Origin of the sequence: Acinetobacter sp. YH16038 (assembly GCF_013417275.1) — a bacterium.
Lineage (GTDB): Bacteria > Pseudomonadota > Gammaproteobacteria > Pseudomonadales > Moraxellaceae > Acinetobacter.
In genome coordinates, this window is the sequence record NZ_VPEG01000018.1 from 58,514 (window position 1) to 83,411 (window position 24,898).

General features: G+C 35.5%; 21 protein-coding genes and 1 pseudogene. 3 read left to right on the forward strand and 19 right to left on the reverse strand.

The window, feature by feature from the left end; all coding sequences use genetic code 11:
- Window positions 1-8: 8 nt before the first annotated feature.
- Genes pgi through tviB form a run of 18 tightly spaced genes read right to left on the reverse strand, consistent with a single transcriptional unit; the run spans window position 9 to window position 20,538 of the window.
- On the reverse strand, window positions 9-1,664 hold the full coding sequence (pgi, locus tag FTV34_RS09615) for a glucose-6-phosphate isomerase (protein ID WP_180070024.1): 1,656 nt from the start codon (window positions 1,662-1,664) through the stop codon (window positions 9-11).
- Window positions 1,664-2,920 carry a nucleotide sugar dehydrogenase gene (locus tag FTV34_RS09620; RefSeq protein ID WP_180070026.1) on the reverse strand — a complete coding sequence of 419 codons (1,257 nt, stop codon included), beginning with the start codon at window positions 2,918-2,920 and terminating at the stop codon, window positions 1,664-1,666. The genes pgi and FTV34_RS09620 overlap by 1 nt, the downstream gene beginning before the upstream one ends.
- Window positions 2,921-2,935: 15 nt before the next feature.
- A complete protein-coding gene (galU, locus tag FTV34_RS09625) occupies window positions 2,936-3,811 on the reverse strand; it encodes a UTP--glucose-1-phosphate uridylyltransferase GalU (protein ID WP_180025392.1) in 876 nt (291 codons plus the stop codon).
- A gap of 26 nt (window positions 3,812-3,837) precedes the next feature.
- Window positions 3,838-5,712 carry a nucleoside-diphosphate sugar epimerase/dehydratase gene (locus FTV34_RS09630; protein WP_180070028.1) on the reverse strand — a complete coding sequence of 625 codons (1,875 nt, stop codon included), beginning with the start codon at window positions 5,710-5,712 and terminating at the stop codon, window positions 3,838-3,840.
- Between the two features lie 41 nt (window positions 5,713-5,753).
- Complete coding sequence (locus FTV34_RS09635; RefSeq protein ID WP_180070030.1) at window positions 5,754-6,284, reverse strand: acetyltransferase; 531 nt, start codon at window positions 6,282-6,284, stop codon at window positions 5,754-5,756.
- On the reverse strand, window positions 6,277-7,287 hold the full coding sequence (locus tag FTV34_RS09640; protein WP_180070032.1) for a glycosyltransferase family 4 protein: 1,011 nt from the start codon (window positions 7,285-7,287) through the stop codon (window positions 6,277-6,279). Before FTV34_RS09640 ends, FTV34_RS09635 begins: the two co-directional genes overlap by 8 nt.
- Before the next feature lie 14 nt (window positions 7,288-7,301).
- Window positions 7,302-8,249: an NAD-dependent epimerase/dehydratase family protein gene (locus tag FTV34_RS09645; protein WP_180070034.1), complete on the reverse strand. Its 948-nt coding sequence runs from the start codon at window positions 8,247-8,249 to the stop codon at window positions 7,302-7,304.
- Window positions 8,239-9,372 (reverse strand): glycosyltransferase family 4 protein, encoded by a 1,134-nt coding sequence (locus tag FTV34_RS09650; protein ID WP_180070036.1) that lies wholly within the window; start codon window positions 9,370-9,372, stop codon window positions 8,239-8,241. Before FTV34_RS09650 ends, FTV34_RS09645 begins: the two co-directional genes overlap by 11 nt.
- A gap of 1 nt (window position 9,373) precedes the next feature.
- Complete coding sequence (locus tag FTV34_RS09655; RefSeq protein WP_180070038.1) at window positions 9,374-10,462, reverse strand: glycosyltransferase; 1,089 nt, start codon at window positions 10,460-10,462, stop codon at window positions 9,374-9,376.
- Window positions 10,459-11,583: a glycosyltransferase gene (locus FTV34_RS09660; protein WP_180070040.1), complete on the reverse strand. Its 1,125-nt coding sequence runs from the start codon at window positions 11,581-11,583 to the stop codon at window positions 10,459-10,461. Before FTV34_RS09660 ends, FTV34_RS09655 begins: the two co-directional genes overlap by 4 nt.
- A gap of 29 nt (window positions 11,584-11,612) precedes the next feature.
- Window positions 11,613-12,629, reverse strand: coding sequence for an EpsG family protein (locus FTV34_RS09665; protein ID WP_180070042.1), 1,017 nt, complete (start codon window positions 12,627-12,629; stop codon window positions 11,613-11,615).
- 25 nt (window positions 12,630-12,654) lie between these two features.
- On the reverse strand, window positions 12,655-13,662 hold the full coding sequence (locus FTV34_RS09670) for a RimK family alpha-L-glutamate ligase (RefSeq protein ID WP_180070044.1): 1,008 nt from the start codon (window positions 13,660-13,662) through the stop codon (window positions 12,655-12,657).
- The gene (locus tag FTV34_RS09675; RefSeq protein ID WP_180070046.1) at window positions 13,659-14,777 is read right to left on the reverse strand and encodes a CapA family protein; all 1,119 of its coding nucleotides are present in this window, start codon (window positions 14,775-14,777) and stop codon (window positions 13,659-13,661) included. The genes FTV34_RS09670 and FTV34_RS09675 overlap by 4 nt, the downstream gene beginning before the upstream one ends.
- A 5-nt stretch (window positions 14,778-14,782) precedes the next feature.
- Entirely contained in the window at window positions 14,783-15,604 is an 822-nt protein-coding gene (locus tag FTV34_RS09680) for a glycosyltransferase family 2 protein (RefSeq protein ID WP_180070047.1), read from the reverse strand.
- A 1-nt stretch (window position 15,605) separates the two neighbouring features.
- Complete coding sequence (locus FTV34_RS09685) at window positions 15,606-16,727, reverse strand: polysaccharide pyruvyl transferase family protein (protein WP_180070049.1); 1,122 nt, start codon at window positions 16,725-16,727, stop codon at window positions 15,606-15,608.
- A 42-nt stretch (window positions 16,728-16,769) separates the two neighbouring features.
- Window positions 16,770-18,203, reverse strand: coding sequence for a lipopolysaccharide biosynthesis protein (locus FTV34_RS09690; RefSeq protein ID WP_180070051.1), 1,434 nt, complete (start codon window positions 18,201-18,203; stop codon window positions 16,770-16,772).
- 10 nt (window positions 18,204-18,213) lie between these two features.
- On the reverse strand, window positions 18,214-19,239 hold the full coding sequence (locus tag FTV34_RS09695) for an NAD-dependent epimerase/dehydratase family protein (protein WP_180070053.1): 1,026 nt from the start codon (window positions 19,237-19,239) through the stop codon (window positions 18,214-18,216).
- A gap of 21 nt (window positions 19,240-19,260) precedes the next feature.
- Window positions 19,261-20,538 carry a Vi polysaccharide biosynthesis UDP-N-acetylglucosamine C-6 dehydrogenase TviB gene (gene tviB, locus FTV34_RS09700; RefSeq protein ID WP_180011527.1) on the reverse strand — a complete coding sequence of 426 codons (1,278 nt, stop codon included), beginning with the start codon at window positions 20,536-20,538 and terminating at the stop codon, window positions 19,261-19,263.
- A 296-nt stretch (window positions 20,539-20,834) separates the two neighbouring features.
- Here tviB and FTV34_RS09705 point away from each other — a divergent pair, with 296 nt between their 5' ends.
- The 3 genes from FTV34_RS09705 to FTV34_RS09715 are packed head-to-tail and all read left to right on the forward strand — an operon-like array spanning window position 20,835 to window position 24,591.
- Window positions 20,835-21,938: a polysaccharide biosynthesis/export family protein gene (locus FTV34_RS09705; protein ID WP_180070055.1), complete on the forward strand. Its 1,104-nt coding sequence runs from the start codon at window positions 20,835-20,837 to the stop codon at window positions 21,936-21,938.
- Window positions 21,938-22,366 (forward strand): low molecular weight protein-tyrosine-phosphatase, encoded by a 429-nt coding sequence (locus tag FTV34_RS09710; protein ID WP_034706709.1) that lies wholly within the window; start codon window positions 21,938-21,940, stop codon window positions 22,364-22,366. The genes FTV34_RS09705 and FTV34_RS09710 overlap by 1 nt, the downstream gene beginning before the upstream one ends.
- A 35-nt stretch (window positions 22,367-22,401) precedes the next feature.
- Entirely contained in the window at window positions 22,402-24,591 is a 2,190-nt protein-coding gene (locus FTV34_RS09715; protein ID WP_180070057.1) for a polysaccharide biosynthesis tyrosine autokinase, read from the forward strand.
- Between the two features lie 195 nt (window positions 24,592-24,786).
- Here the strand turns inward: FTV34_RS09715 and FTV34_RS09720 are convergent.
- Window positions 24,787-24,898, reverse strand: a pseudogene (locus FTV34_RS09720) (IS982 family transposase); the annotation flags it as partial.

Here is a 24,898-nt window from a genome sequence, read left to right on the forward strand (position 1 = left end):
AATTTTAATCAAGCTTTTAGAATTTTAATCAAACCCTGGGTTGAACCATCTAAACCGCTAATATCAGTTTGGTCACCATTCAGTATAGGCAATAACTGATTGGCAATTTCCTTACCTTTTTCTACGCCCCATTGGTCAAATGGATTAATATTCCAAAGCACAGATTGCACGAAAACCTTATGTTCATATAGTGCAATCAACATTCCCAGACTATAAGGATTTAATTCCTGTAATAAAATGGTACTGCTCGGTTGATTACCCTCATATTGTTTATAGGCTGGCAAGCCCTGCAATTCAGTCTGATCCAAGGCATCATTACCAAATGCCAGTAAACGTGATTGTGCCAGACAGTTAGATAAAGCCAAATGATGCTGTTCGATCAAAGCATCAGCATTATCGACGTAGGTATATTGTTGACTGTTATAACGCTTCACTGGGGCGATAAAATCGCAGCTGACTGCTTGAGTACCTTGATGTAACAGCTGGTAGAAGGCATGTTGGGCGTTTGGTCCAACTTCGCCCCAAATAATTGGACAAGTGTCGAGCTGAACTTTTTCACCATTGCGCTGGATGGATTTACCATTAGACTCCATTTCCAGTTGCTGCAAATAAGATGCAAAATATTTCAGACGTCCATCATAAGGCAAGATGGCATGGGTCTGAATATCCAGAAAATTCGTATTCCAGGCACCCAGTAAGCCCATTAATACTGGAATATTCTGTTCCAGAGGCTTGTACTGGAAATGCTGATCCACGGCATAAGCACCAGCAAGCAGTTGTTTAAAACCGTCCACTCCAATACTGAGTGCAATCGGCAAACCAATACACGACCAGAGAGAATAACGCCCACCGACCCAATCCCATAACAACAGCTGGTTTTCGGGTGCAATTCCCCAGGCTGTCATTTTTTCAGGTTTAGTGGATACCCCAATAAAATGATGTTTAACAATAGAAGGATGCTGGCCTAAAGATTTTTCCAGCCATAAACGCACTGTTTGGGCATTGGATAAGGTATCAATCGTTCCAAATGACTTGGAAGAAATAATAAAAAGCGTGGTTTCTGGACGTAACTGATGCAGTAATTCAGATAGCTGACTACCATCCATCGTCGAAACAAAATGTACATTCAGTGGCTTGGCAGATTGATATTTGAAATCCGAGAGCGCATGACTAACCATTAACGGCCCTAAGTCAGATCCCCCCACCCCGATATTCACTACATCCTGAATGACTTCACCGGTAGCGCCACGGCGTTGTCCGGCATGAATCTGCTCGACCAAAGCATACATACGGTCTAGCTGAGCATGAACTTCAGCTGCCAGTTCTTCATGCTGCTGGTCCTCTTTCGGCAAACGTAAGGCCCAGTGCATAGCTGCACGTTGTTCAGTATAGTTAATCGTCTGAGTGGAAAATAAAGACCCGATCCAGGATCTTAGATTTTGTGTTTCTGCCCATTCAATCAGATGCTGCACAGCATCATGATTGACTCTATGTTTGCTATAGTCAAAAACTACCTCCTCAAATTGTACCGAGTATTGATTAAACCGTTCAGGATCTGCTGCAAAGAGTTGGCGTAAATGGATCGATTTCAATTGTTCTTTTACAGAATTCAGCTTTTTATAAGCATTATTGCCATTCTGGTCTGATTTAAGCTGGTCTAACATCAACGTCCCACCCCAATATAGTTAAAACCGCGTGACTTGATATAAGCAGGGTCATAGAGATTACGTCCATCCAGAATCAAAGGATGCTGCATCAACTTGCTGAGATAAGCATAATCCGGGCTACCATACTGTTTCCAGGCCGTGATTAAACACAATGCATCTGCATCTTCTACCGCCTGATACTGGTCTTCACATAAAATTAAATCGCTACGTTGACCATAAATCTGTTCAATATTGGTCAAAGCCTGTGGATCATGCAGTTTCACTGTTGCACCTTGTGCCCACAATGCTGCCAACATGGCATGTACCGGAGATTGCTGGATACTTGGGGTATTTTCCTTAAATGCAGCTCCCCAGATGGCGACTGTTTTCCCTTGCAGGTCTCCACGGAAATAATTCCATAGCTTACGGAATAACAACTCTTTCTGTTGCTCATTGATATCCCACACCTGTTCCAGTAACTGGTTTTTCACCCCTGAATCCGCTACGGCGTGAGTCAGCGTCCGGATATCATGAGAAAAGTTTTCCCCACCAAAGCCCACACCTGGAAATAAATAAGCTGAACCAATACGATTATCTGCCGCCATACCCTGACGGACCTGTTCAATATCAATTCCCAGTTTTTCAGCGACACTCGCCAGATCATTCATATAACTGATCCGGGTAGCCAACATGCCGGAAATACTCAGCTTGGTAAATTCTGCATCCAGAATAGGCATAAACAGATATTGCTGGGCACGAGGGAACAAGGGACGCAACAACTCTCTAACCTTGAGCTGTACATCTGGCTGATCGCAACCCACAATCAGTTGAGTGGCTTGAACGAAACTGCGAATAGCATTTCCTTCCTGAATAATATCTGGAAGATAGACCCAATCATCATTCGGTAAAAGTTGCTGGAATCGCGCTGTACCATGCAAACCAAAGGTGGATGCATTAATCATCAGTTTAGGGTGTGCAAAGCAGGCATGATGAATGGTATTTAACATCTTAAATGCCAGCTGCTCTTCTGTCGCATTAAAACTAAAGAAAAAGACATCCTGATTAAAATTCAGATGCTGAAAATCACAACAGTTTAAAAAACCGGATTCTTCCTGTTTTTGTAATAATAGTTGTAAGGATTCATCCTGAAAGTAAGTTCGAGCAGGCTCACCTGTATTGAAGCTATTACACCATACGACCTGATGGCCACATTCAGCCAATAGAGCTGAAATAACCCCCGAGAATAAGGTTTTTCCTAATACTGCGACTTTCATAATATCCCTTTTTTATTATAAGGCGAGTTCCTGAATCAATGCTTTAAATTCAGCACCGAGTTTAGGATGATCTACGCCATAATGTAATACAGCCTTAAGATAACCAAGCTTGCTACCACAATCAAAGGTTTGACCTTTCATCCGATAAGCTTCGACAACTTCTGTTTGCTGCAATAGTGCAATCGCATCAGTTAGCTGGATTTCATTACCTGCCCCTTTTGGTGTCTGCTCCAGTAAATGCATAATCTTTGCCGGAAGGATATAACGACCTACCACAGATAAATTCGACGGTGCAGTACCAATCGCCGGCTTTTCCACAATCCCTTGCATCACCGTACTTTCACCTTCCGCAGGCGAAGCAGGCACATCCACAATCCCATATTGATCAACCAGATGATCAGGAACTGCCTCAACCATGATTTGTGATGCACGAGACTGTTCATAACGTTGAATCATACGAGACAAGTCATTTTGAGTATCTTGATCCTTAACCAGAACATCTGGTAACAGGACAGCAAAGTCATCATCACCAATCACAGCTTTAGCACAAAGTACCGCATGACCCAGGCCTAAAGGCTGTGGCTGACGTACGCTAATCACACTAACATGAGGGGGTAAAATTTCAGTAACTTCTTTAAGCAAATCGGTTTTATTTTTTTGCTCAAGTGTAGTTTCAAGTTCAAAGTTACGGTCAAAGTAATTTTCAATCGATGCTTTGGAAGAATGCGTCACCAAAATAATTTGCTCAATCCCCGCCGCAATCGCCTCTTTTACCACATATTCAATTGCCGGGCGGTCAACTACCGTCACCATTTCTTTGGGAATGGATTTGCTGGCTGGTAAAAAACGTGTGCCAAGTCCTGCGACAGGGAGAATTGCTTTTTTAATCATTGTATTCAACCTAATTATTTCCAAATTTAATTTACTTTAATTTCCTGACCACGCTGATAACCATCGACATAATGTTCAAGCTGCATTAAAGCCCAATCTACATCACTTTGAGTCGCTGTCAGCACATGCATACGATTAAATACTTCCAGAATTTCAGCTAAAGGATAATGTTTTTCTACCGATCTTAAAATTCGCTTATGTGAAGTAATCTCTGTATTTTCTTGGTCAATTAATAACTCTTCATATAGTTTTTCGCCTGGACGTAGTCCTGTGTATTGAATTTCGATATCACCATCTGGATTTTGACTGTCTTTCACCTTTAAGCCACTCAGTGAAATCATCTGACGAGCAAGATCCTGGATTCGCACTGGCTCTCCCATATCGAGCAGGAATACATCACCACCTGTGCCTAAAGCACCTGCCTGAATGACCAACTGCGAAGCTTCAGGAATCGTCATAAAGAAACGTGTCACTTCAGGATCGGTAACAGTGATAGGTCCACCTTTGGCTATCTGCTGTTTAAATAAGGGAACAACTGAACCGGATGAACCTAAGACATTTCCGAAACGTACAATACTAATTTGGGTTTGATTCTGTGCTTCAGCCATGGCCTGACAATAAAGCTCTGCCATACGTTTGGTCGCACCCATGACATTGGTTGGTCGTACCGCCTTGTCAGTCGAAATCAGCACAAAGGTCTCGACCCCTTTTTTGACTGCAGCATTAACACTAAAGGCAGTCCCTACCGCATTATTTTTTAAGCCGGCCAATGGATTACATTCTACTAAAGGAACATGTTTATAAGCAGCAGCATGATAGACAGTTTGAACACCATATTGCTCAATGACCCGTTCCAGTTTACTTTCATCCACTACCGAACCTAGAATTGGAATAATTTCGCAGCTGGCACTAAGACGTAATTCTTTATCAATACTATATAAAGCAAACTCTGTCAGCTCATAGATAATAAGTTTTACCGGTTGATTTTTAATAATTTGACGGCATAGCTCTGAGCCAATTGAGCCTCCCGCCCCTGTAACCATCACGACTTTATCTTTGATATTTTTTTCTAGTAGCTCTGCCACAGGAGGAACTGGATCACGCCCTAATAGGTCAATAATATCAACTTCCTGAATATCAGAAACTCGAATTTCACCATTGACCAGTTTAGTCAGCCCTGGAATTTCAGTAATTTTTAAATGAGCAGGTTCTAAAAATTTTACGATCTCACTTTTGCGGATACGTCCCACTGAAGGAAGTGCAATCAGAATTTCATCAATACGTAGTTTGGTAAAAGATTTTAATGCAGTTTCTGGTGCATAAACTTGAATTCCCCCAATATTCTGACCGCTCAATGAAGGATTATCATCAATAAACATGACTGGCAAATGCTCATTAGAACGATTTAAAGTTGCTGCAACCTGCTGTCCCGCATAACCTGCCCCATAAATCGCAATCCGTTTTTTCGATACTCCTGCATATAGATATGAACGGACAATAAAGCGGATCAATCCTCGACTAAACCAGACCCAGGCAAACATCATGAAGCCAAACATCAACGGAATAGAAGTAGGAATGAATGCATGTGTGGCATACGCAAGTAAATACAAACCAATGACTGCCAGAACAGTGGCCAGCCCTAATTTGACAATAAAAAATTCATTAAAAGTACGAACAATAAACCGATAAACACCACAAACAAATAAAGCCAATACGGCAATGGCACTAACCCAAACTGTACCAAAAGGAATATTGGGAACGACTTCTGCACCCAGATCGAATTGACGAATGGCATAGCAAAGCCAGATCAGGACGGGAAATATGCAGAAGTCCAAAATAACTAAAAATGTCTGTTTAGCCGCACGTGGAGATTCAACCAAGGGAATTACAATAGATTTCATATATTTTCAGCACATCATATCTTAATTTGAAGAAGTCGTTATTAAGCTTTATGTTCCATAATACTTCCCGCTTCCAGGAAAGTAGATGCAGGAATAATATTATTACTTGCAACTTTGACACCTACACTTAAATGTGCAAAGTTTCCGACTATTACATCATGATCCAGTAAGGTGCCTATATTTAAAATAACACCATCTTGAATAATTGTATTTGCCCCAATAACACACCCAGCCATAATACATACCCCTTGACCAATTTTTACACTAGGAGAAATAACTGTATTAGGATGAATAATCCTGGTTAAAGGGATAGCTAAATCAAGTATTAAGTGGTGCCATTTTTGTCGTACTTGATTATTTCCAACAGCTACGATCGCATCAAAATTATTATGATCTATAGATTCAAGATTCTCAATGTTCGAAATAATACTATAACATCCAACCTGTTTCTGTTCAGGCCAGCGATCATCAACAAAATAAATACATTCCCATTGATCCAAAATTTGAGCAATCTCAGCAATAGATTGACCAAAGCCACCTGCACCTAATATCAGTAAGTTTTTTTTAGGCATCAGGATTTCCTGCTTTTAATCTCACTGCAATGAAAATTAAAGGTAAATATGCAATTAATACACCTATCTCAGGATACGTCCACTGTTGTATCACCGTTAAATACGCTATTGGAAACAACCATAGTAGATTAATTGCTACCACAACCAGAGTCACAGGTGTATGACTATTCCACTTACGCGACAAGATTTGATAGCTATGGCTACGATGTGCATCATACATTTTATAGCCATTTAACACTCGCTTAATAAGGGTATAGGTCGCATCGACCACAAATACACCTAGGCAAATAATCCATGCACAAAACAGCGCCAAGTTTTCTTTCAAGGCAATAAGCGCCAAAATACCTAATGTAAGCCCCAAAAATCCGCTGCAGGCATCGCCCATAAAAATTTTAGCTTTAGGAAAATTCCATAATAGAAAACCAAATACGCAGGCTGCTAATAACCAGAGCATGTCAGAGTTAAGTGAGGTATTTAGTAAAAAATATAAAATTGCCATACTTGCTGTCGTAGTAATAGCTTCGACACTAGCAATCCCATTAATCCCATCCATAAAGTTATACAGATTGAGCAACCACACCAAAAATAATACGGCAATAATATTAGCAAGAAAACCAAGCTGAATACCATTGAAGACCATGACTTCAGCAAACCCACCCAAACTAATTACCACAGCAATCGCAACCAGAAAATGTATGGCTAAACGTAACATGGAGTTGATATGTCCATGGTCATCTAAAAAGCCAAGCAGCGCGATGACAAAACCTGCAGTTATAAGAGTTAAACCGACATGTGCGGTCAGTTGCTGGGTATATATAAGTATAGCCAAAGCTGACAAGTAGCTACATACCACCGCAACACCACCACCTCGTGGTGTAGGTACACTGTGTGAGCTGCGCTCATTAGGATTATCGATGATATTTTTCTTTAAGGCATAGGCTCTCATGAAGCAAGTAAAGCCAAATGTGAGACTAAAGAAAATCAGGAAAAATGAAATTGACATATTTATGACTAAACTTATGCGGAATGAGAGGAATTAAACATTTTTTCTAGACTCGCATCGACAGTATAGGGTGCTGTCCAACCTAAAAGTTGTGTATTTTTAGTGGTATCTACCACCAGTTCTGAACATAAACGTGAAGCCACTGCTTTTTTCCCCACCAAGCTTGCAAGAAAACTGATCAAGCTTTTCGGTATAGGTAACATTAATAATTGGTTATTTTGGTATTTTGCTAATTTTTCAAATAGTTGTTTGACTGAAATGTCATCCTGATCACTGGCTAAAAATACTTCACGGTTGGCATTTGGATGAGTCATACACGTATGAATCAGGTCAGCCAAGTTATAAACACTCACCATACTGCGTTTATTGTTTAAGCAACCAATCGGTAGAGGTAGTTTTTTAGTTGCCAAGTTCACCATACTTTTAAAGTTGGCTTTCACATTAGGCCCATAAATCAAAACCGGACGTATAATGACAACTTCAAACCCTGTTTCTTTAGACAAATCAAGTAATGCCTGTTCTGCTTCATATTTAGATAAGCCATACGGATCATCTGTGTGGACATGATCATTGGGGTGAAAAGCTTGTGTCGTGGTTTGTTCGCCATTTACTTTAATACTACTTAAATAAATAAAACGTTTTACGCCATTTTCTACTGCTTTTTGTGCAAGGTTTAAGGTACCGAGTACATTGGTTTGACGGTATGCTTCGAGTGGAGATGCTGCAGTTTCATCCATGACATGTGCGCGTCCTGCACAATGTATAATGACCTCTACTTGGGAAAGGTCAACACTATCCAAGTTATCATTTAAGTCAAAATTGATATTGCTTATATTAGGATGAGCAAATGTTTGGACATTACGTGTATGTGCTAAAATTGAATAGCCTTTTTCAGCCAAAAACTGAACTAGATATTGGCCTAAGAAACCGCTGCTGCCTGTAACAAGTATTTTAGTTTGCATGCTGACTCTGCACTAAGTTTTCATAAATATTTATCTGTGTTTTTACGACTTGCTCTATATCAAATTTTTGTACTGCTAAAGCACGTGCATTGTGACTAAACTCTAAACATAATTCATCATTAGTGATTAATTTCTCAATCGCATTTGCTAAGCTATGTTCATCTTTTACCTGTACAAGAAAACCTGTCTTGCCATTTTCTATGGCTTCACGGCAACCTGGCACATCTGTAGTTACAATGGGCCGGCCTAAAGCCTGAGCTTCTAATAATACTTTTGGCATTCCTTCTCGATATGAAGGTAAAACGACTACGGTGGCTTGGCTCAAAACTTCAGACATATTACTTTGATGCCCCCACCACTCCAAGTCTCCTTTTTTTACCCATTCATTTAACTCTTTTTTAGTTAATGAAGTAGGATTATCAGGATCAATACCGCCTACTAAAACAAATCTTACATCAGGATATTTATCTTTCAATAACCGGGCACTTTTATGAAATTCATACACACCTTTATCTGCAAGTAAACGGCAAGCCATGAGCACTATTTTATTTTTTAAAGGTATGGGCTGAAAATCAAATTGTTTTAAATCTACACCTGAACCCGGAATAAGTACGGTTTGCGATTCAGGAATAGCTACATATTGTCGTAATATCCTTAAGTCATCCAAATTCTGTACTATAACTGTTTTATTTTTTGCACTAAGTGCAAGGCGATACAAAGGAATAATGCCTAAACGCAAGATTTTGGCTTTTAGCATGGTATTGGTAAAAATAAAACCCAGTCCTGAAATTGCATACACAATAGAAGGAACTTTAGCCAAAATTGAAGCCAAACCGCCAATCAGTACAGGTTTAATTGTGACTAAATGCACTACATCAGGTTTAATTTTCTTTAATTTATTTTTTAAATCAAAAAGTAATTTAAAAGAACTAAACGGGTTAATAGATCCTCTCTCTAAATTAATAGGATGTACTTTCAAACCTAACGATTTTAGGTAATCCATCTTTCCAGTATCTTTTGTAAAGATATGAACTTCATGACCTTGTTTCAAAACTTCAAGTGCAATAGGCAGTCTATGGGAGATAAAAAACCAATCTACATTCACAATATAAACAATTTTCAAGTTAAGTACTCCAAACAGCTTTATATTGCTCGCTGACTTTTTCGATACTGAAATTCTGCTCTACCCGTTCACGGGTTGCTTGTTTTAAGGCTTGTTTTTCTGCTTGGGATTTTTGGGCATATTGCAAAATAGCATCCGCGAGAGCTTGGGGATTTCTTGGTGGAACAATCGCCCCTAAATCTTGCACAATGTATTTGGCATCCCCTACATCAGTACTGATACACGGTAAACCTGAAGCCATCGCTTCCACCAACACATTCGGGAAGCCCTCAGTAATCGACGTCATTAAAAAAACATCAATCGATTGATAAAACGCAGGCATATCGGAGACTTGAGCAAGGAGCTGTACTTTTTGGCTATCTAATTGATACTGCTCAAATAAGGCCTTGACTTCCTTGTTATTAAAACTTGCCCCACTACCGGCAATTTTAAAAATAATATTTTCATTTTTCAGCAAATCCATGGTCTCAAACAGATACGGATAACCTTTTGCAGGGTGATAACGTCCTGCAAAACCAATCACAGTTGGTTCATACAGTTGTGTATTGGGTTGAAACTTATCAAGAAAAACACCATTGGCAATCACATATTGATGAGCATTTTCAAAGCCAAAGTCACTATGTTGTTGTTTAGATGAATGTGCACAGTAAATAATGGCACTTGGCTGTTTGGATAAAATCTTACTTAGACCAAGAGCAATTTTCGTACTAATCGATTCATCTTTTGGTGATGCAAGTGAATGATGAATGCCCCATACCACCCTTGGCTTTTGCGCCAAGCCGATAACACTAAAGCTAGTGAGTACATTGGCATGATACATCCAACATTGTACAGTTTTTGGTTGTAAATTTTTCAGTAACGTACGCAGCTTTTTAATCACTCCAAACGTATTCAGTCCGTTCCAACCCAAAGCATAGTGTGACTGACAACGATCTAGCGTACTTTGATACACCTTAGAGGTTTTCATCAAACTGATGATCACGTGCTGGTACTGACCTTCGGTATATTGAATCAAACGTCCCAGCATCATCTCAGCACCACCAACACCGGCAAAGTTGCTGATCACATGCACCATTAAGGGTTTATTCATGAGGTTGACTCCATGATGCGTAAATACTGTTTCAGCACGGTTTGTTTATGGAACTGCTGAATATGGGCTTCAAAATCAACATGAGAAAACTTCACATAATCGGCAAAAATCGCCTGATGCATTGCTTGAGTTAGCCCTGCCTGATCATTGCATTCGACCAATAAGCCAAACTTGGCATCATCTAAAATTTCCATTGGGCCACTTGGGCAATTGGTACTGACTACTTTCACTTTCGATGCCAAGGCTTGAATCAGCACCCCAGGTAAACCCTCCCAATTGGAGCTCAGTACAAACAGTGATACATACTTAAAATAGGCATAGGGATTCGAATCAAAACCGGGTAAATCCACCACTTCAGTTAAACTGAGTTCAGCGATTAAAGCCTCAAACTCAGTACGTAGTTCACCTTCACCCAAGATAATGAGTCGCGTATCAGGATGCTGATCATGCAAAGCTTTAAAAGAGCGAATCAGAAAACCAAAGTTCTTGGCTTCAGTCAAACGCCCCACCGCTAAAATGACTTTATTGTTCTCATTAAAAAATTGGTGTGCTACAGGCATTTTGAGTTTTTCAAAATAGGCATCATCCAGCACAGGGTTATAAATCGTGACGAGGTTATTTTTCTTATAACCATAATAGTCACGAAAATCCGCTTCCACACCTTTAGATACGCAAACCACTTGCTGTGCTAATGGATAAGTCCAATTCACTAAAGTTTTCAGTACAAACTTAGCGATGCCTTGTAACTTCATGTTTTTCGACGGCGTGGAAACTTCACGGAAAATTAATCGTGTATTTACGCCTGCTAATTTTTTGGCAATACCTGCAACAATATTGGTATGCGTTTGGGTTGCGACTAAGCAATCATAGTGCTCAGTTCTCATCTTTATTTTCAACGGTGTGATACTCTTCATCACCCGACCACAATTCAAATTTACCAATTCAACCTTCGAGCTGATTTCCGGCAACAACGTAGCCTTTTCACCATTTAGGTCACACACGAGTAAATGAATATTTAAACCATATTCAGCAAAACTATTGGCGAGTTGAATAACCGTACGTTCTGCACCGCCACCACCTAAGCTAGGTAAGAAAAAAACTACTTTATGTATCTTCAACATTCCAACTCAATAAACTTAATACAATAAAACTAAAAAATGGAATTAGAATAAGGTAAAATTCCACCATAACCAAAATTATATAATAAAATAAAATAACTAAATAATAATATTAATGATAAATAAAATATTTTCATCTCCCTACCCTTTAACAACTCAATAAAATAAGGATAAAAAATTATTTGATATATTGAAAAATAAATTAATAATCTTACACCATAAGGTACCCTTATTATTAAATTCATGATTATAGTAAATAATAAAATATACTTAAAATAATTATCAATTTTTCTAAATGGCATCATCAATGCAAAAATAAAGGAATTGAATAAAATTAAATATAAAGCGTTCCCTAGAATATTTCCAGAATTCTCATCTCTAATATAACTAAAATCCTCAATAACAAACCTATCCAAAATTAAATAAATAAAATCATAGCCAAACAAACCAATAAAAAAAGATAAAATGATTAGAAAAATATAATTTATTTTCTTGAGATTAATAAAATCCCAAAAAACAAACAAAATAGCAACTAAAGATGAAATATGAAAAAGAGATGACAATAAAACAAAAGATATAAAAACTAAATACTGCTTTCTTAAGAGGTAAAAAAATGAAAAACAAATAATACTAGCAGCCAGCATTTGTCTAGATATATTAAAACTCAAAAAATAAAAATATAAATTATAATATAAAAAAATTGTTAACATTGGATTAGGGCTATTTTTTACTGCAACTGTAAAAACAAATGCTAGAGTAATGAATGATACTAAAAATAATAAACTTTGGAATCCGAGACCAAAGTATAGAGTAAGCTCATTAAGAAAGACCCAACCTGGTTCAATATGTTCTTTAACCCAATAAATACCATTTTCCAAGTTATTAAAAGTCGTCTCATAATTATATGTATCAGTTCCAACACTAACATCTCTAAAAGCAGAAAGAATAAATAAAACAATAAAACTAATTAAGAGATATACATTCTGCTTTTCTTTAGGTAATAAAGTGCCTAATAAGAGCAGAAAAGAAATACTTAGAAATAGAAGCACAAGATCACCCTAAGAAAAATTTATATTATTTTTTTATCAAATTTTCAATTACCCATTGTTGAGGATTAAAATGACCTTCATACCAGTCCATATTACTATCCCAATAACCAGGACAACTATCATAAGCTGAAATAGCAAATCCATAACTAATTTCTACAATAAGGGGTTTATCATCATGAATTACAAAATCAAAAGCAGTACATGCTGACTCAATTTTACTATTAACTTCAAATGCTAATTTGATACAATTTTCATTAATTTCATTTTTATCGTAAATAATATTACCACTTCCTGAGGCACGAAAGTCATTCTCTCTAACCATTCGCTTAATTGCAAAAGCCTTATCACCTATCACAATTACCCTTATGTCAGAATCGTTGTTTGAAATAAATTCTTGAAAATAGATATAACCTTTTTCTACAGGCTGTTGTTTAGAAAATTCAGGAACAATAAAAACTCGAGCAAACCCTTTTAGAACACCAAGAAAAGTATCTTTTCCATTTTTAAATTTATTAAATCTTTCCTTAAAGTATCCTAAACGATCAAATTGAGCAAAACCACAACCAAATGCCGTATTAATTAGTGCTATAGCTTGTGAATAACTTCTAACCAGCTTTACATTTGAAGCTCCAGCACCACCTTTAAGTTTAAAAACTTTTGGATAAGTAGTTTCTTTAGCCCAATTTAAAGCTTGTTGCTTGTCATAAAATACATAGCTTGGAACTAAAGGTGCATTAATTGCTTCTAGCAAATATTTTTGAGCAACTTTGTCATCAAAATGCCAACCGGTTTTAAAATCAGGAAATACTTTTATTCCAGCATGCTCTAATGCAAACAAGATTTTTTTAGCAGCTGTCACATCTTTAAAATCGGCATGATGATGATGCCACATAAATGCATCACAGTCTTTCAAGTGTTCAATGATATCACTATGAAAAGCATCTACAATTTTAAAGTCAATACTATTTTCTTGACAAAACTGAATCCAACGATCTGAAAAACTATTATTTCGATGATGTATACCAATTTTCATTTATTTAAATAATCCTTTAGAATTTCTTTAGACACATCACTATGAGCTTCACATCTAATTAAATTTAAATAAAGAGCTAAACCGACTTTATTTATTAACTTAATTTTCAACTTAAAAAGAATAGCTGATATCACTTTAGATCTAATGAAGCTTAGAGGAGATAAATAATTCAAATACATTCTTGATTTGGACTGAGTAAACTCCTTCCATTCTTTAAACAAAATTGCATCATTAATGATTTTTTGATTTAAACTATTAATCTTTACAAACACATTTTCTTTTTCAGAGCCTTGTAACAAACATATACTAAAATTTTCTTTAGTCTGTTTTACAGGGTACAAACGAGATTCAAGAATCCCATTGTTAATTTCAACACCTAAAACCAATCCCTCATACCATTCTTCATTGACATTTTTTTTAGTAAATAAAAAATTCCCTAAACTATAATATATTGGTTTTCCATTATATATCTCAAAACCGCTCATACAATGAGTATGATGACCTACCACTAGATCTGCGCCTTGTTCTATATAAAATCGATATTGCTCTCGTATCCTAGGACTAGGTAAATTATAGTATTCATGTCCCCCATGAATAATTACAAATACAAAATCATAATTTTCCCTTGCTTCTTGAATCTTTCTAATATCTTTTATAAAATTCATACCATTAGCACCAGCATTATTTTCACCAGCACTTGACCATTCATTTTCAGCAATATTTATTAAAGCAATTTTTCCTTCAATAGTATTTAATATTTTAGTCTCTGAAGCTTCCTTTAAATTCTTACCTGCACCCATTATATTTATATCGTTATTCTTACAAAAATCAATAGTATCTAAAACACCTTGTTCACTATAATCTTTAATATGATTATTTGCTAAAGCAATAATATTAATGTTTAATTTTTTTAAAACTCCTAAAGTGGAATTTTTATTTGCTTTCAAATGAGGCCCTGTTTTTATAATTTTATTTTCACTTTGCGTAACAGGTGCTTCTAAATTCACAATATTAAAATCAGAACTTTCAAATAATTTTACAAGCTGTAAATCAATATTTTTTTCAGGATCATATTCCTGATTAACAACTAAATCACCAGTAATTAGAAAACGCATAGTAATTAATTCCTTAAAAGTTTGATTAATGAAATATTTTTCACATGTTTCCTTAATAACAAGAAAAAATTTCTAAAGTTTCTTCTTGTTATAAAATCACGCAATGATTTAATGACTTGATCCTCATAATATAATTTTTCTTCATTTGTAGTTGAAACTGAAAAATCATAAAGATAAACTCGACTTTTATTAATATCAAAAGATAATGAACTTCGATTTTCAGCTTCTATTCGATATGTAGCTGTAACTACAGAACTTTTTATTATACAATATTTACGTGCTAATCTAGCCCATAAATCTAAATCTTCCCCACGATTTAGATTTATATTAAAACCACCAACATCAAGAAAACATTGAGCATGTACAACTACAATACTTGTCCATAATAAATTTTCTTTTATTGCTTCTTTAAAATAATTCTCTATTTTAAAAATTGGACTTTTTCTTTCATGCTTAAACATTTTTCGTTTATCAGAAAACTCAAATGAAGTAACATAAACCTTATTCTCTGGGAAAACCTTCATCATTTTAACAATTTCTTCCAAATGATTAGGTTCCCACAGATCGTCTCCATCCAAAAAAGCGATCCATTCATAGCTCGCTTCTTTTATACCTCGATTTCTTGCAGCAGAAACACCCTGATTTTCTTGATGTATTAGTCGAATTCTTTCATCACTTATAGATTTTACAGCATCAACACTACTATCAGTAGATCCATCATCAATTATCACTATTTCGAAATTCTGATAACTTTGATTCAAGACAGATTGTATAGTGTTTTGGATACTAAGTTCTTTATTGTATAAGGGGATTACTACAGAAAACATGTTAAATATCTATACCTATAAAATTTAATTCAGACTTCTTTACCATATCTTGAATATTTGATGGAAAAATATAACTAGAATTTTGACTAAGAACATCTAAAATCGTATTAACTTTTCTAAAAATATCATAATCATTATCATATAAGCGATAATCTATATTATGCCCTACATCATCAAGAAAATCTGAGCATTTTATATGATATTCATTTAACATAAATGGTGTATTTGAAAAACATGCAAAAATTGCAGCATGTAATCGTGTAGAGATAACGAAATCACATTTTGAAATTTCACTCCAAATATAGTATGTATTTTTACTATACTCTATTATTTCATAACTTTTAGGCTGTACTTTAGATATAGTTTCTCTTGTCAAGTTTAAGTCACCAACTTTATTACTTCCATTTATAATAAAGAATTTAAAATGAATATCTTCTTTTAAGTCTAATAGTTTTATTAGCTCTACAGTTTTGTTATTTCTCTCTTTCTCTTTTTCTATATTAGCTCCTGTTATACTTTCTACAGGGCATACACTTATTCCTATAGTTTTCATACTATTTTTCATAATTGTTTTTTCATTATTTCCATAAATTTCTGGTAATAGAGCAGCTAAATCAAAAGAATTAATTGGTTTATATGGCAAGTTTAACTGTTTCACAAAATCATATGATCTTTGATCGCGCACTGCTAAAAAATCTATATTTTTTAGATATTCAATTACAGCTTTTTCATCTCTACTAGTTTTAAAAGGACCAATTGATACACCGATTCCACCAATTTTTATTTTTGAGCCATTTCGTTTTTCATTTAATGCTAATTGTTTAATATTATTTTTTTGTAAGGCACTATGTATAGTTGATCCACCAGCAGATATTAAATAATTCGTATTCGAAATTAATAATTTATTTTGACTACTATATGTGCAAGGAAAACTAAAAGGATAGCCGTTTACTCCACTAATTTCTGGTAAATTTTTTTTAATTGCTAAAAACCTATTATTAGTCTTATGCCAATATTTTCTGGCGCCCCAATCTGCAACTACTACAAAAGCATCATCACCTGTATTTAACTGTCCATAATAACCTGTAAACAACATTTCAGACTCAAATACTTTATTAAACATTTCCATATCCTTTTTCTAAAAAATAACAATTAAACATAAATTTTATCCCTTTCTAATGTTTTTAATAGTTTCCAATAGCTCTTTATCAAGAACACTTAAAATCAGATAATAGATAAGGAAAAATAAAAAAATATATACAAAAACACTAATAAAATCAAAGTGAGCAATATAGTTAAAATTATATTTTACATAATATAGTAACAAAAAAACAAACCCACCTAGCATATACAATAATAATGTATCTTTTAATTGTTCTTTTATTGAATATGAAATTAAACTCCCACTAAAATACATATTAATTATAAACGATATATATGAAAAAACTGTTAATGAAATTACTAAACCAATTACTTGAAAATTTAACCCAATAATAAGCAATGCAATCCCTATAAACTTTTTAAGAATCTCAATTCGTAAAAAAATATCACTCCTACCTTTAACTTTTAAAATATTTAAATTATATGAACTTAAAGGCCTCACAATAGAGGCAAGTGCTAAAATCTGGAAATATGGTACTGCTGGTAACCACTTCTCACCAAATAAAAACCTAAATCCTTCTTCCGCCATTAAAATCAATCCCAACATTAAAGGAACAATTAAAATAAGCACTAATTTCATAGTAATTTTATAAGCAAATTTCAATGCATCATCATTATTCATTTTAGCAAAAAGAGGATAGGTCACTTTACCAACAACAGTACTTATTTGCTGAACAGGAAAAAGACGCAATGTCTCTGCCTGATGAAAAAAGCCTACTGCAGCAGGTGAATAAAGCTTTCCTATTGCTATGCGATAAGCATCATTAAAAATAACATCTATCAGGCTCGCTAAGGTTAATTTATAACCAAAATTAAAATGATATTTAAACCTTTCAAAGTTAAATATTAATGAAGGTCTCCACTTCATAAACACTAAAGTTTGTACTGTAAAACTTATGGCCTGTATTAGATTTAACCATACTAAACTCCATACGCCATACCCCTGATATGCCATACTTATACCAACTATACCTGCCATGACTGTTGATGGAATTTGCAGCTTCATTTGAAGTTTAAAATTCATCTCTTTAGTAAGTTTAGCCATATGTACTGCAACTAAGGCACGAATCACAAAAGTAAGTGAAAGTATTCTAATAATATTAGTTAAAATTTCCTGATTATAAAATAATGCTATATATGGAGCTGCTATAAAGATGACCCCATATACACCTAGGCTCATAATTATGTTAGTTATAAAAACAGTAGAGTAATCTAGTTGATCAGGATTTTTAGTTCTAATAATAGAACTCGTCATCCCTCCATCCATAAGTGCCTGACCTATAGACATAAAAACAACTACCATAGCAACAAGTCCAAACATCTCAGGCATTAATAATCTTGCTAAAATAATCTGAACTGCAAAATTAATAACTTGTACACTAAACTGCTGTACAAATGTCCACTTGATCCCTGCTATGGCTTGTTTTTTTAAACTCATCTATGTTCTATCACTTTAAAAACTCTGTATACCATGGCATTGCTTGATCAATTCCTTGTGAAATTACAAATTCTGGCTGATAACCTAATAAGCTTTTAATCTTTTCAATACTTGCCTGTGAATGTCGAACATCCCCAGCACGGAAATCACGATATACAGGCTCTTTCGTATATGTCACACCATTTTCATTTAAAGCAGCTTTAATAGCATTAAATAAATCATTTAGCGTAGTGCGATCCCCCACTGCCACATTATAAACCTGATTTTTAGCTTCATCATTTTGCGTAGTAGCTGCCAGAATATTGGCCTGAACCGTATTCTCAATAAAACAGAAATCACGACTGGTTTCACCATCACCATTAATGAACACATCATCACCGGCAATCATGGCTGCAGTCCATTTTGGAATCACGGCTGCATAGGCACCGTTCGGATCCTGACGCTTACCAAAGACATTAAAGTAGCGCAAACCAATTGTTTTAAAGCCATAAGTGCGTGCAAAGACTTCAGCATAAAGCTCATTTACATATTTAGTAACCGCATAAGGCGAAAGTGGCTTACCGATATTCTCTTCGACTTTAGGTAGTGCTGGATGGTCGCCATAAGTTGAACTGCTGGCGGCATAGGTAAAACTTTTGACTTCTGCATCACGTGCAGCTGTCAGCATATTTAAAAAGCCGGTAATATTGGCTGCATTAGTCGTAATCGGGTCAGCAATTGAACGTGGTACTGAACCTAGTGCTGCTTCATGCAAGACATAGTCCACACCCGCACAGGCTTTTTGACAATCTTCAAAATTACGGATATCCCCTTCGTAAAATTTAAAGTTTGCCCATTGTTCAGGTGTCACCAGACTCTGCACTTCATCCAAGTTATGCTGATGCCCTGTAGCAAAGTTATCCAATCCAACTACCGTCTGATCAAGCTTTAATAAGGTTTCCAGTAAATTTGAGCCAATAAAGCCTGCTACACCCGTTACCAGCCAGGTTTTTGGGTGCTGCTTTAATTGCTCACATACAGTTTGATATTGGCTCATTCTTATAGCTTCCTTAATAAATCATAGACGCAGGTCAGATTCAGACTGATCCAGCACATATTTTAAATCATATAAAATATGCTCTGGCTTGCCTAAGGCACGAATCTCTGCGGCACCCATGGCTTTAAACTGCTCATGTGCTACTGCCAGAATCACTGCATCATATTGACCTTGCTCTAAACTCTTGACCGGAGTAATCGCATATTCATGCTCTGCTTCAGCCGCATCGACCCAAGGGTCATACACATCTGCCTGAATATGGTATTCCTGTAACTCATGCACGATATCGATGATCTTGGTATTACGAATATCCGGACAGTTTTCTTTAAAGCTAAGACCTAGTACTAAAACCTTGGCGCCTTCAACTTGGATTTTTTTCTTGATCATGGCTTTGACCAATTGGGTCACTACATAAGCCCCCATCCCGTCATTCAGGCGACGACCTGCCAGAATGATTTCTGGATGATAGCCAATCGCTTGCGCTTTATGGGTCAGATAGTATGGATCCACCCCAATACAATGCCCACCGACTAAACCTGGGCGGAAAGGTAAGAAATTCCACTTGGTACCTGCAGCTTGTAATACTGCTTCAGTATCAATTCCCATCTTATTAAAAATTACTGCCAACTCATTAATTAAAGCAATATTGACATCACGTTGGGTATTTTCAATGACTTTTGCAGCTTCAGCTACTTTAATACTGGTTGCTTTATGCGTACCTGCTTCAATAATCAAATTATATACTTGATCAACGAACTCAGCGACTTCAGGAGTTGAGCCTGAGGTGATTTTTAGAATATTAGTCACACGGTGAAGCTTATCACCTGGGTTAATTCGCTCTGGACTATAACCTGCAAAAAAATCCTGATTAAATTTCAGATCAGATACCTGTTCTAAAACAGGAATACAAGTTTCCTCAGTTGCACCAGGATACACTGTGGACTCATATACAACCACATCACCTTTTTTGAGTACTTTACCAATACTTGTTGATGCTTTTACTAATGGTGTTAAATCAGGCTGTTTAAATTCATCAATTGGTGTGGGAACAGTGACAATAAAAAAATTACAATTTTTTAAATCTTCTAAATTAGCAGAATAGCTTAAATGAATAGCTTGTTTGAGTTCTTCTGGAGATACTTCTAATGTATGATCTTGGCCATTTCTAAGTTCATCAATTCGTTTTTGATAAATATCAAAACCCACTACTGGTACTTTTTTCCCAAATTCTACTGCAAGTGGCAAACCTACATAACCTAAACCAATCACCGCAATTTTTAAATCTGCAATAGATAGCATGTCAACGCCTTATTTATACTGTGCTTATAGAGATTAAATCTTCCGGCACGAATAGTATCAGAAAACGATATAATTTCTATTATGATTTGTGCTCAAATAACTTAAATTATAAAGTAATGTATATTTTTTGTGAAAATTTGGTATTTTATTTATTATAATTATTGTTTCTTATAAACTTGATTTTTCCCTTTTAAAAAAGCTGTTAATAAGTTACAAATTGTTATGTATATAACTGGTAACTTCGGTAGAATAACTTCAATTTGAATGAATCTAAAAATTAATATTTAGGAAAGCCTGTGCGACACTTTCGATTAGCTGTTTTATTGGCAGGTGGTATCACCACTACAGGGTGTGCAATCACCTCTGGTTTACAAACAAATGACTTACCTAGTGAGGGTGTTTATCAAACTGATCTCGGCACTACAGTAAATGTCATTAAGCTAGATCAAGAATCAATTATGGCTGCTCAGCCTGCTGTACATAATATTCAACAAGAATATGCTCATCTTTTTAGTACATCACACCGCAGCTATCAGTTGAGTCCAGGTGATATTTTATCTATTTATTTATGGGCTTATCCAGAACTTACTTCTCCAAGTAATAGTGTTAATAGCGACCAGTCTGCACAAGCGAATGGCTTCCAGATCGATTCAGATGGCTATATTCATTTTCCAATTATTGGACGCTATCAAGCTTCAGGAAAATCAGTAGCCCAGGTCAATCGTGAATTACGTAGTCAGTTATCACGTTACTTAAAGACTCCGGATGTCATCGTTCGGGTATTATCATATCAAGGTAAAAGATATTCGGTTCAGGGCAATGTTGTAAAAGGTGGCCAGTTTTATCTCAACGACCAACCTGTGAGCGTTTATACAGCATTAGGAATGGCAGGTGGTATCAATCCTGAGCAAGGCGATAATACTTCTATTACGTTAGTTCGTGAAGGACGTTCCTATAGTTTGAATACCTTAGAATTAGAAAAAGCAGGATTCTCTCTACATAATTTATTAATACAGCCTAATGACACCCTATATGTCAATAATCGTGAGAATCAAAAAATTTACGTTATGGGTGAGTCAGGTAAAAACCAGTCACTACCTATACGCGACCAAGGCATGAGTCTTAGCGATGTTATTGGGGAAAGCTTGGGATTAAATCCACTTTCTGCGAGTCGCAGTAAAATCTATGTAGTACGAAGTAATGTAAATTCTCCAATGACAGAAATATATCATATGGATCTCAGTAATATTGGGGACTTTGGCCTAGCAAATCAGTTTAAAATGCGTAGCAATGATATTGTTTATGTAGATGCTTCAGGTCTTACACGCTGGCAACGTGTAGTTAACCAGGTTATTCCTTTCTCAAATGCATTGTATAATTTAGATCGTTTGGGGAACTAATGAAAATTAACAATATTTTAGTGGTCTGTATTGGTAATATTTGTCGTAGCCCAATGGCAGAATATTTTTTAAAACAGGAATATCCTCATTTAAATATTGAATCTGCAGGTATTTCTGGTTTAATTGGTCATGCAGCTGATGAAAAAGCGAGTCTATGTATGCAACGCTTTGGAATTGATATGAGTCCTCATGTTGCAAAAAAACTGAATGCAGAACTCATTAAAAAAGCCGACCTGATATTAGTTATGAGCCAAAATCAGCAAAAACATATAGAACAAACCTGGCCTTTTGCTAAAGGTAAAACCTTTAGACTGGGGCATTGGCAAAGTAAAAATATTGCCGATCCTTATCAGCATGATCAAACAGTCTTTGATGAAACTTGTAGATTGATTCAAGACTGCATTACTGACTGGAAAAAATATATTTAAGTTTTTTAATATTTTCACTTTTTGATATTTAAATTATGAGCCAAACTGCCAATACCGAAGATACTATTGATCTGAAGGAATTATTTTTTTCCTTAATTGCTCAATGGAAACTGATCACGATCTGTATATTATTGAGTTTAATTGCAGCTTTATTATATCTAAGGATCACTCCAGATACCTATAACGTAGATGCCCTGGTACAAGTCGAAGATAGTAAAGGAGCATCAGCAGCTTTATTAGGTGATCTTTCTAATATGATTGAGCAAAAATCTCCGGCTCAAGCTGAAATCGAGATTTTAAAATCACGTCTTGTGCTTGGTTCAGTAATTAACCAGTTAAACTTAGACCTTGTAATTTCTGGTACTGAAGATTCGATCTGGAATCGATTATTAAAAAATCATAATTATGATATCCAATATACGACAAAATCAGTACTCTTCAAAGATAATGAGCAAAGTTTTGATGTAAGACAGTTTAATATTCCAAACTATTATAAAAACAAAAATCTGTTATTAAGTTTTGATGATAATAAATATAATTTAACTGATGCAGCAACAAATGACATTATATTTACTGCTCCTTTAAACCAAACCAGTCAAATTCAATCAAGATATGGTCTTTGGAAAGTCGCCATTTATAGCAAAGATCTCTTAGATTCTACTTATAATATTAAAAAGCTGACGTTACCTGCAGCAGTGCAACGCATACTTAATAATTATTCAGTGGCTGAAAAAGGTAAAATGACGGGTGTACTTGGATTAAATTATCAGGGCCAAGATAAACAGCATATTACTCAAGTATTGAATGCCATCTTAACAGCCTATAGCCAGCAAAATATTGAACGTCGTTCAGCTGAATCTGCCCAAACATTGAAGTTTCTAGATGAACAACTCCCTGAGTTGAGCCAACAGCTAGATCAGGTAGAACGTGAATTTAACCAGTTCCGTCAGCAATATAATACTGTAGACTTAACTAAAGAATCAGAACTGTATTTGACTCAAAGTATCGCTCTAGAAACACAAAAAGCTGAACTTGAACTTAAAGTTGCTGAAGCTTCTGCACGTTATACTGAAGAACATCCAGTAATGGAACAAATGAATGCTCAACTTGGTGCAATTAATAGCAAAATTGCAGCATTGGGTAATACTTTAAAGCAGCTTCCTGATTTACAGCGTCGTTACTTACAACTTTATCGTGAGGTTGAAGTTAAACAACAGTTATATACCGGATTACTTAATACTTATCAACAACTTCGCATCGCTAAAGCCGGTGAAATTGGTAATGTACGTATTGTTGATACTGCCGTAGAACCAATTGAACCGATTAAACCAAAGAAATTACAAATTATAATTTTATCTATTTTCTTAGGCGGTTTTTTAGGAACATTACTTGCTTTATTGCGCAATATGATGCGTTCAGGAATCAAGGATTCAGCGCAAATTGAAAGAGAGTTAGATCTGCCTGTATATGCAACAGTTCCTCGATCTCCTCTCCAAGAAAGTCGCGTCAATTTACTGAAAAAGAAAAAGAGCATCCCTATTCTTGCGGTTAAGGATAGTAGTGATATTGCAATTGAAAGCTTACGCAGTATGCGTACTGCAATCCATTTTGCTTTGAGTAATGCCAAAAATAATATTATTGCACTTTCGGGTCCGGCCCCTGAAATTGGTAAATCATTTATTACTACCAACCTAGCAACTATTTTGGCTCAAAGCGGAAGCCGCGTATTAGTGATTGATGGTGATTTACGTCGTGGTTATTTAAATAAATATTTTAATAAAGAAGTACAACCAGGTTTATCCGAACTATTAAATCATCAAAATAGCTATGAAGATGTAGTTCAAAACTCACAGGTTGATAACTTGTTCTTTGTTACTCGAGGTAAAAGTCCAGTAAATCCATCTGAATTACTCAGTACAGATAAGTTCAAAGTTTTTCTCGAGCAAGCTTCAGCTAGTTTTGATTACGTATTGATTGATACTCCGCCAATATTAGCCGTAACCGATGGTATCATCATTGCACAATATGCTGGTGTAAATCTATTAATTGCACGTCATGGTAAAACACAAATTAAAGAACTTGAAATTACTGTCACTCGTTTTGAACAGGCTAATGTGAAAGTTAATGGTGCTATTCTGAATGATGTACAAAAAGGGCCAGGTAATGGTTATAGGTACGGATATAACTATGCGTATGCTTATAAGGCTTCAAAAGATGGTGATTAAGATAAATTTAATTCATAGCAATTAAATTTGTCTTAAATATAAAGATAACCTCATTGTTATCATAAAGCTTCAAACTAAGGTAGAGTAATCAAATTAGTTTGAAGCTTTTTATATTTATCCTACTATGAAGTTAGTTATAGTCTTATAATGACTGATAAAATTAAAAATAATTATTTAATATAACCCGAATCCTGCTTAAGCCGATGACTTCATAATTTGAATTGTTGGCTTATTTTTATGGATCAGTTGATATGCACACAAGGACGCGTAAATCCCTCCTAGAAATCCATGAACACTACGTGCTTTG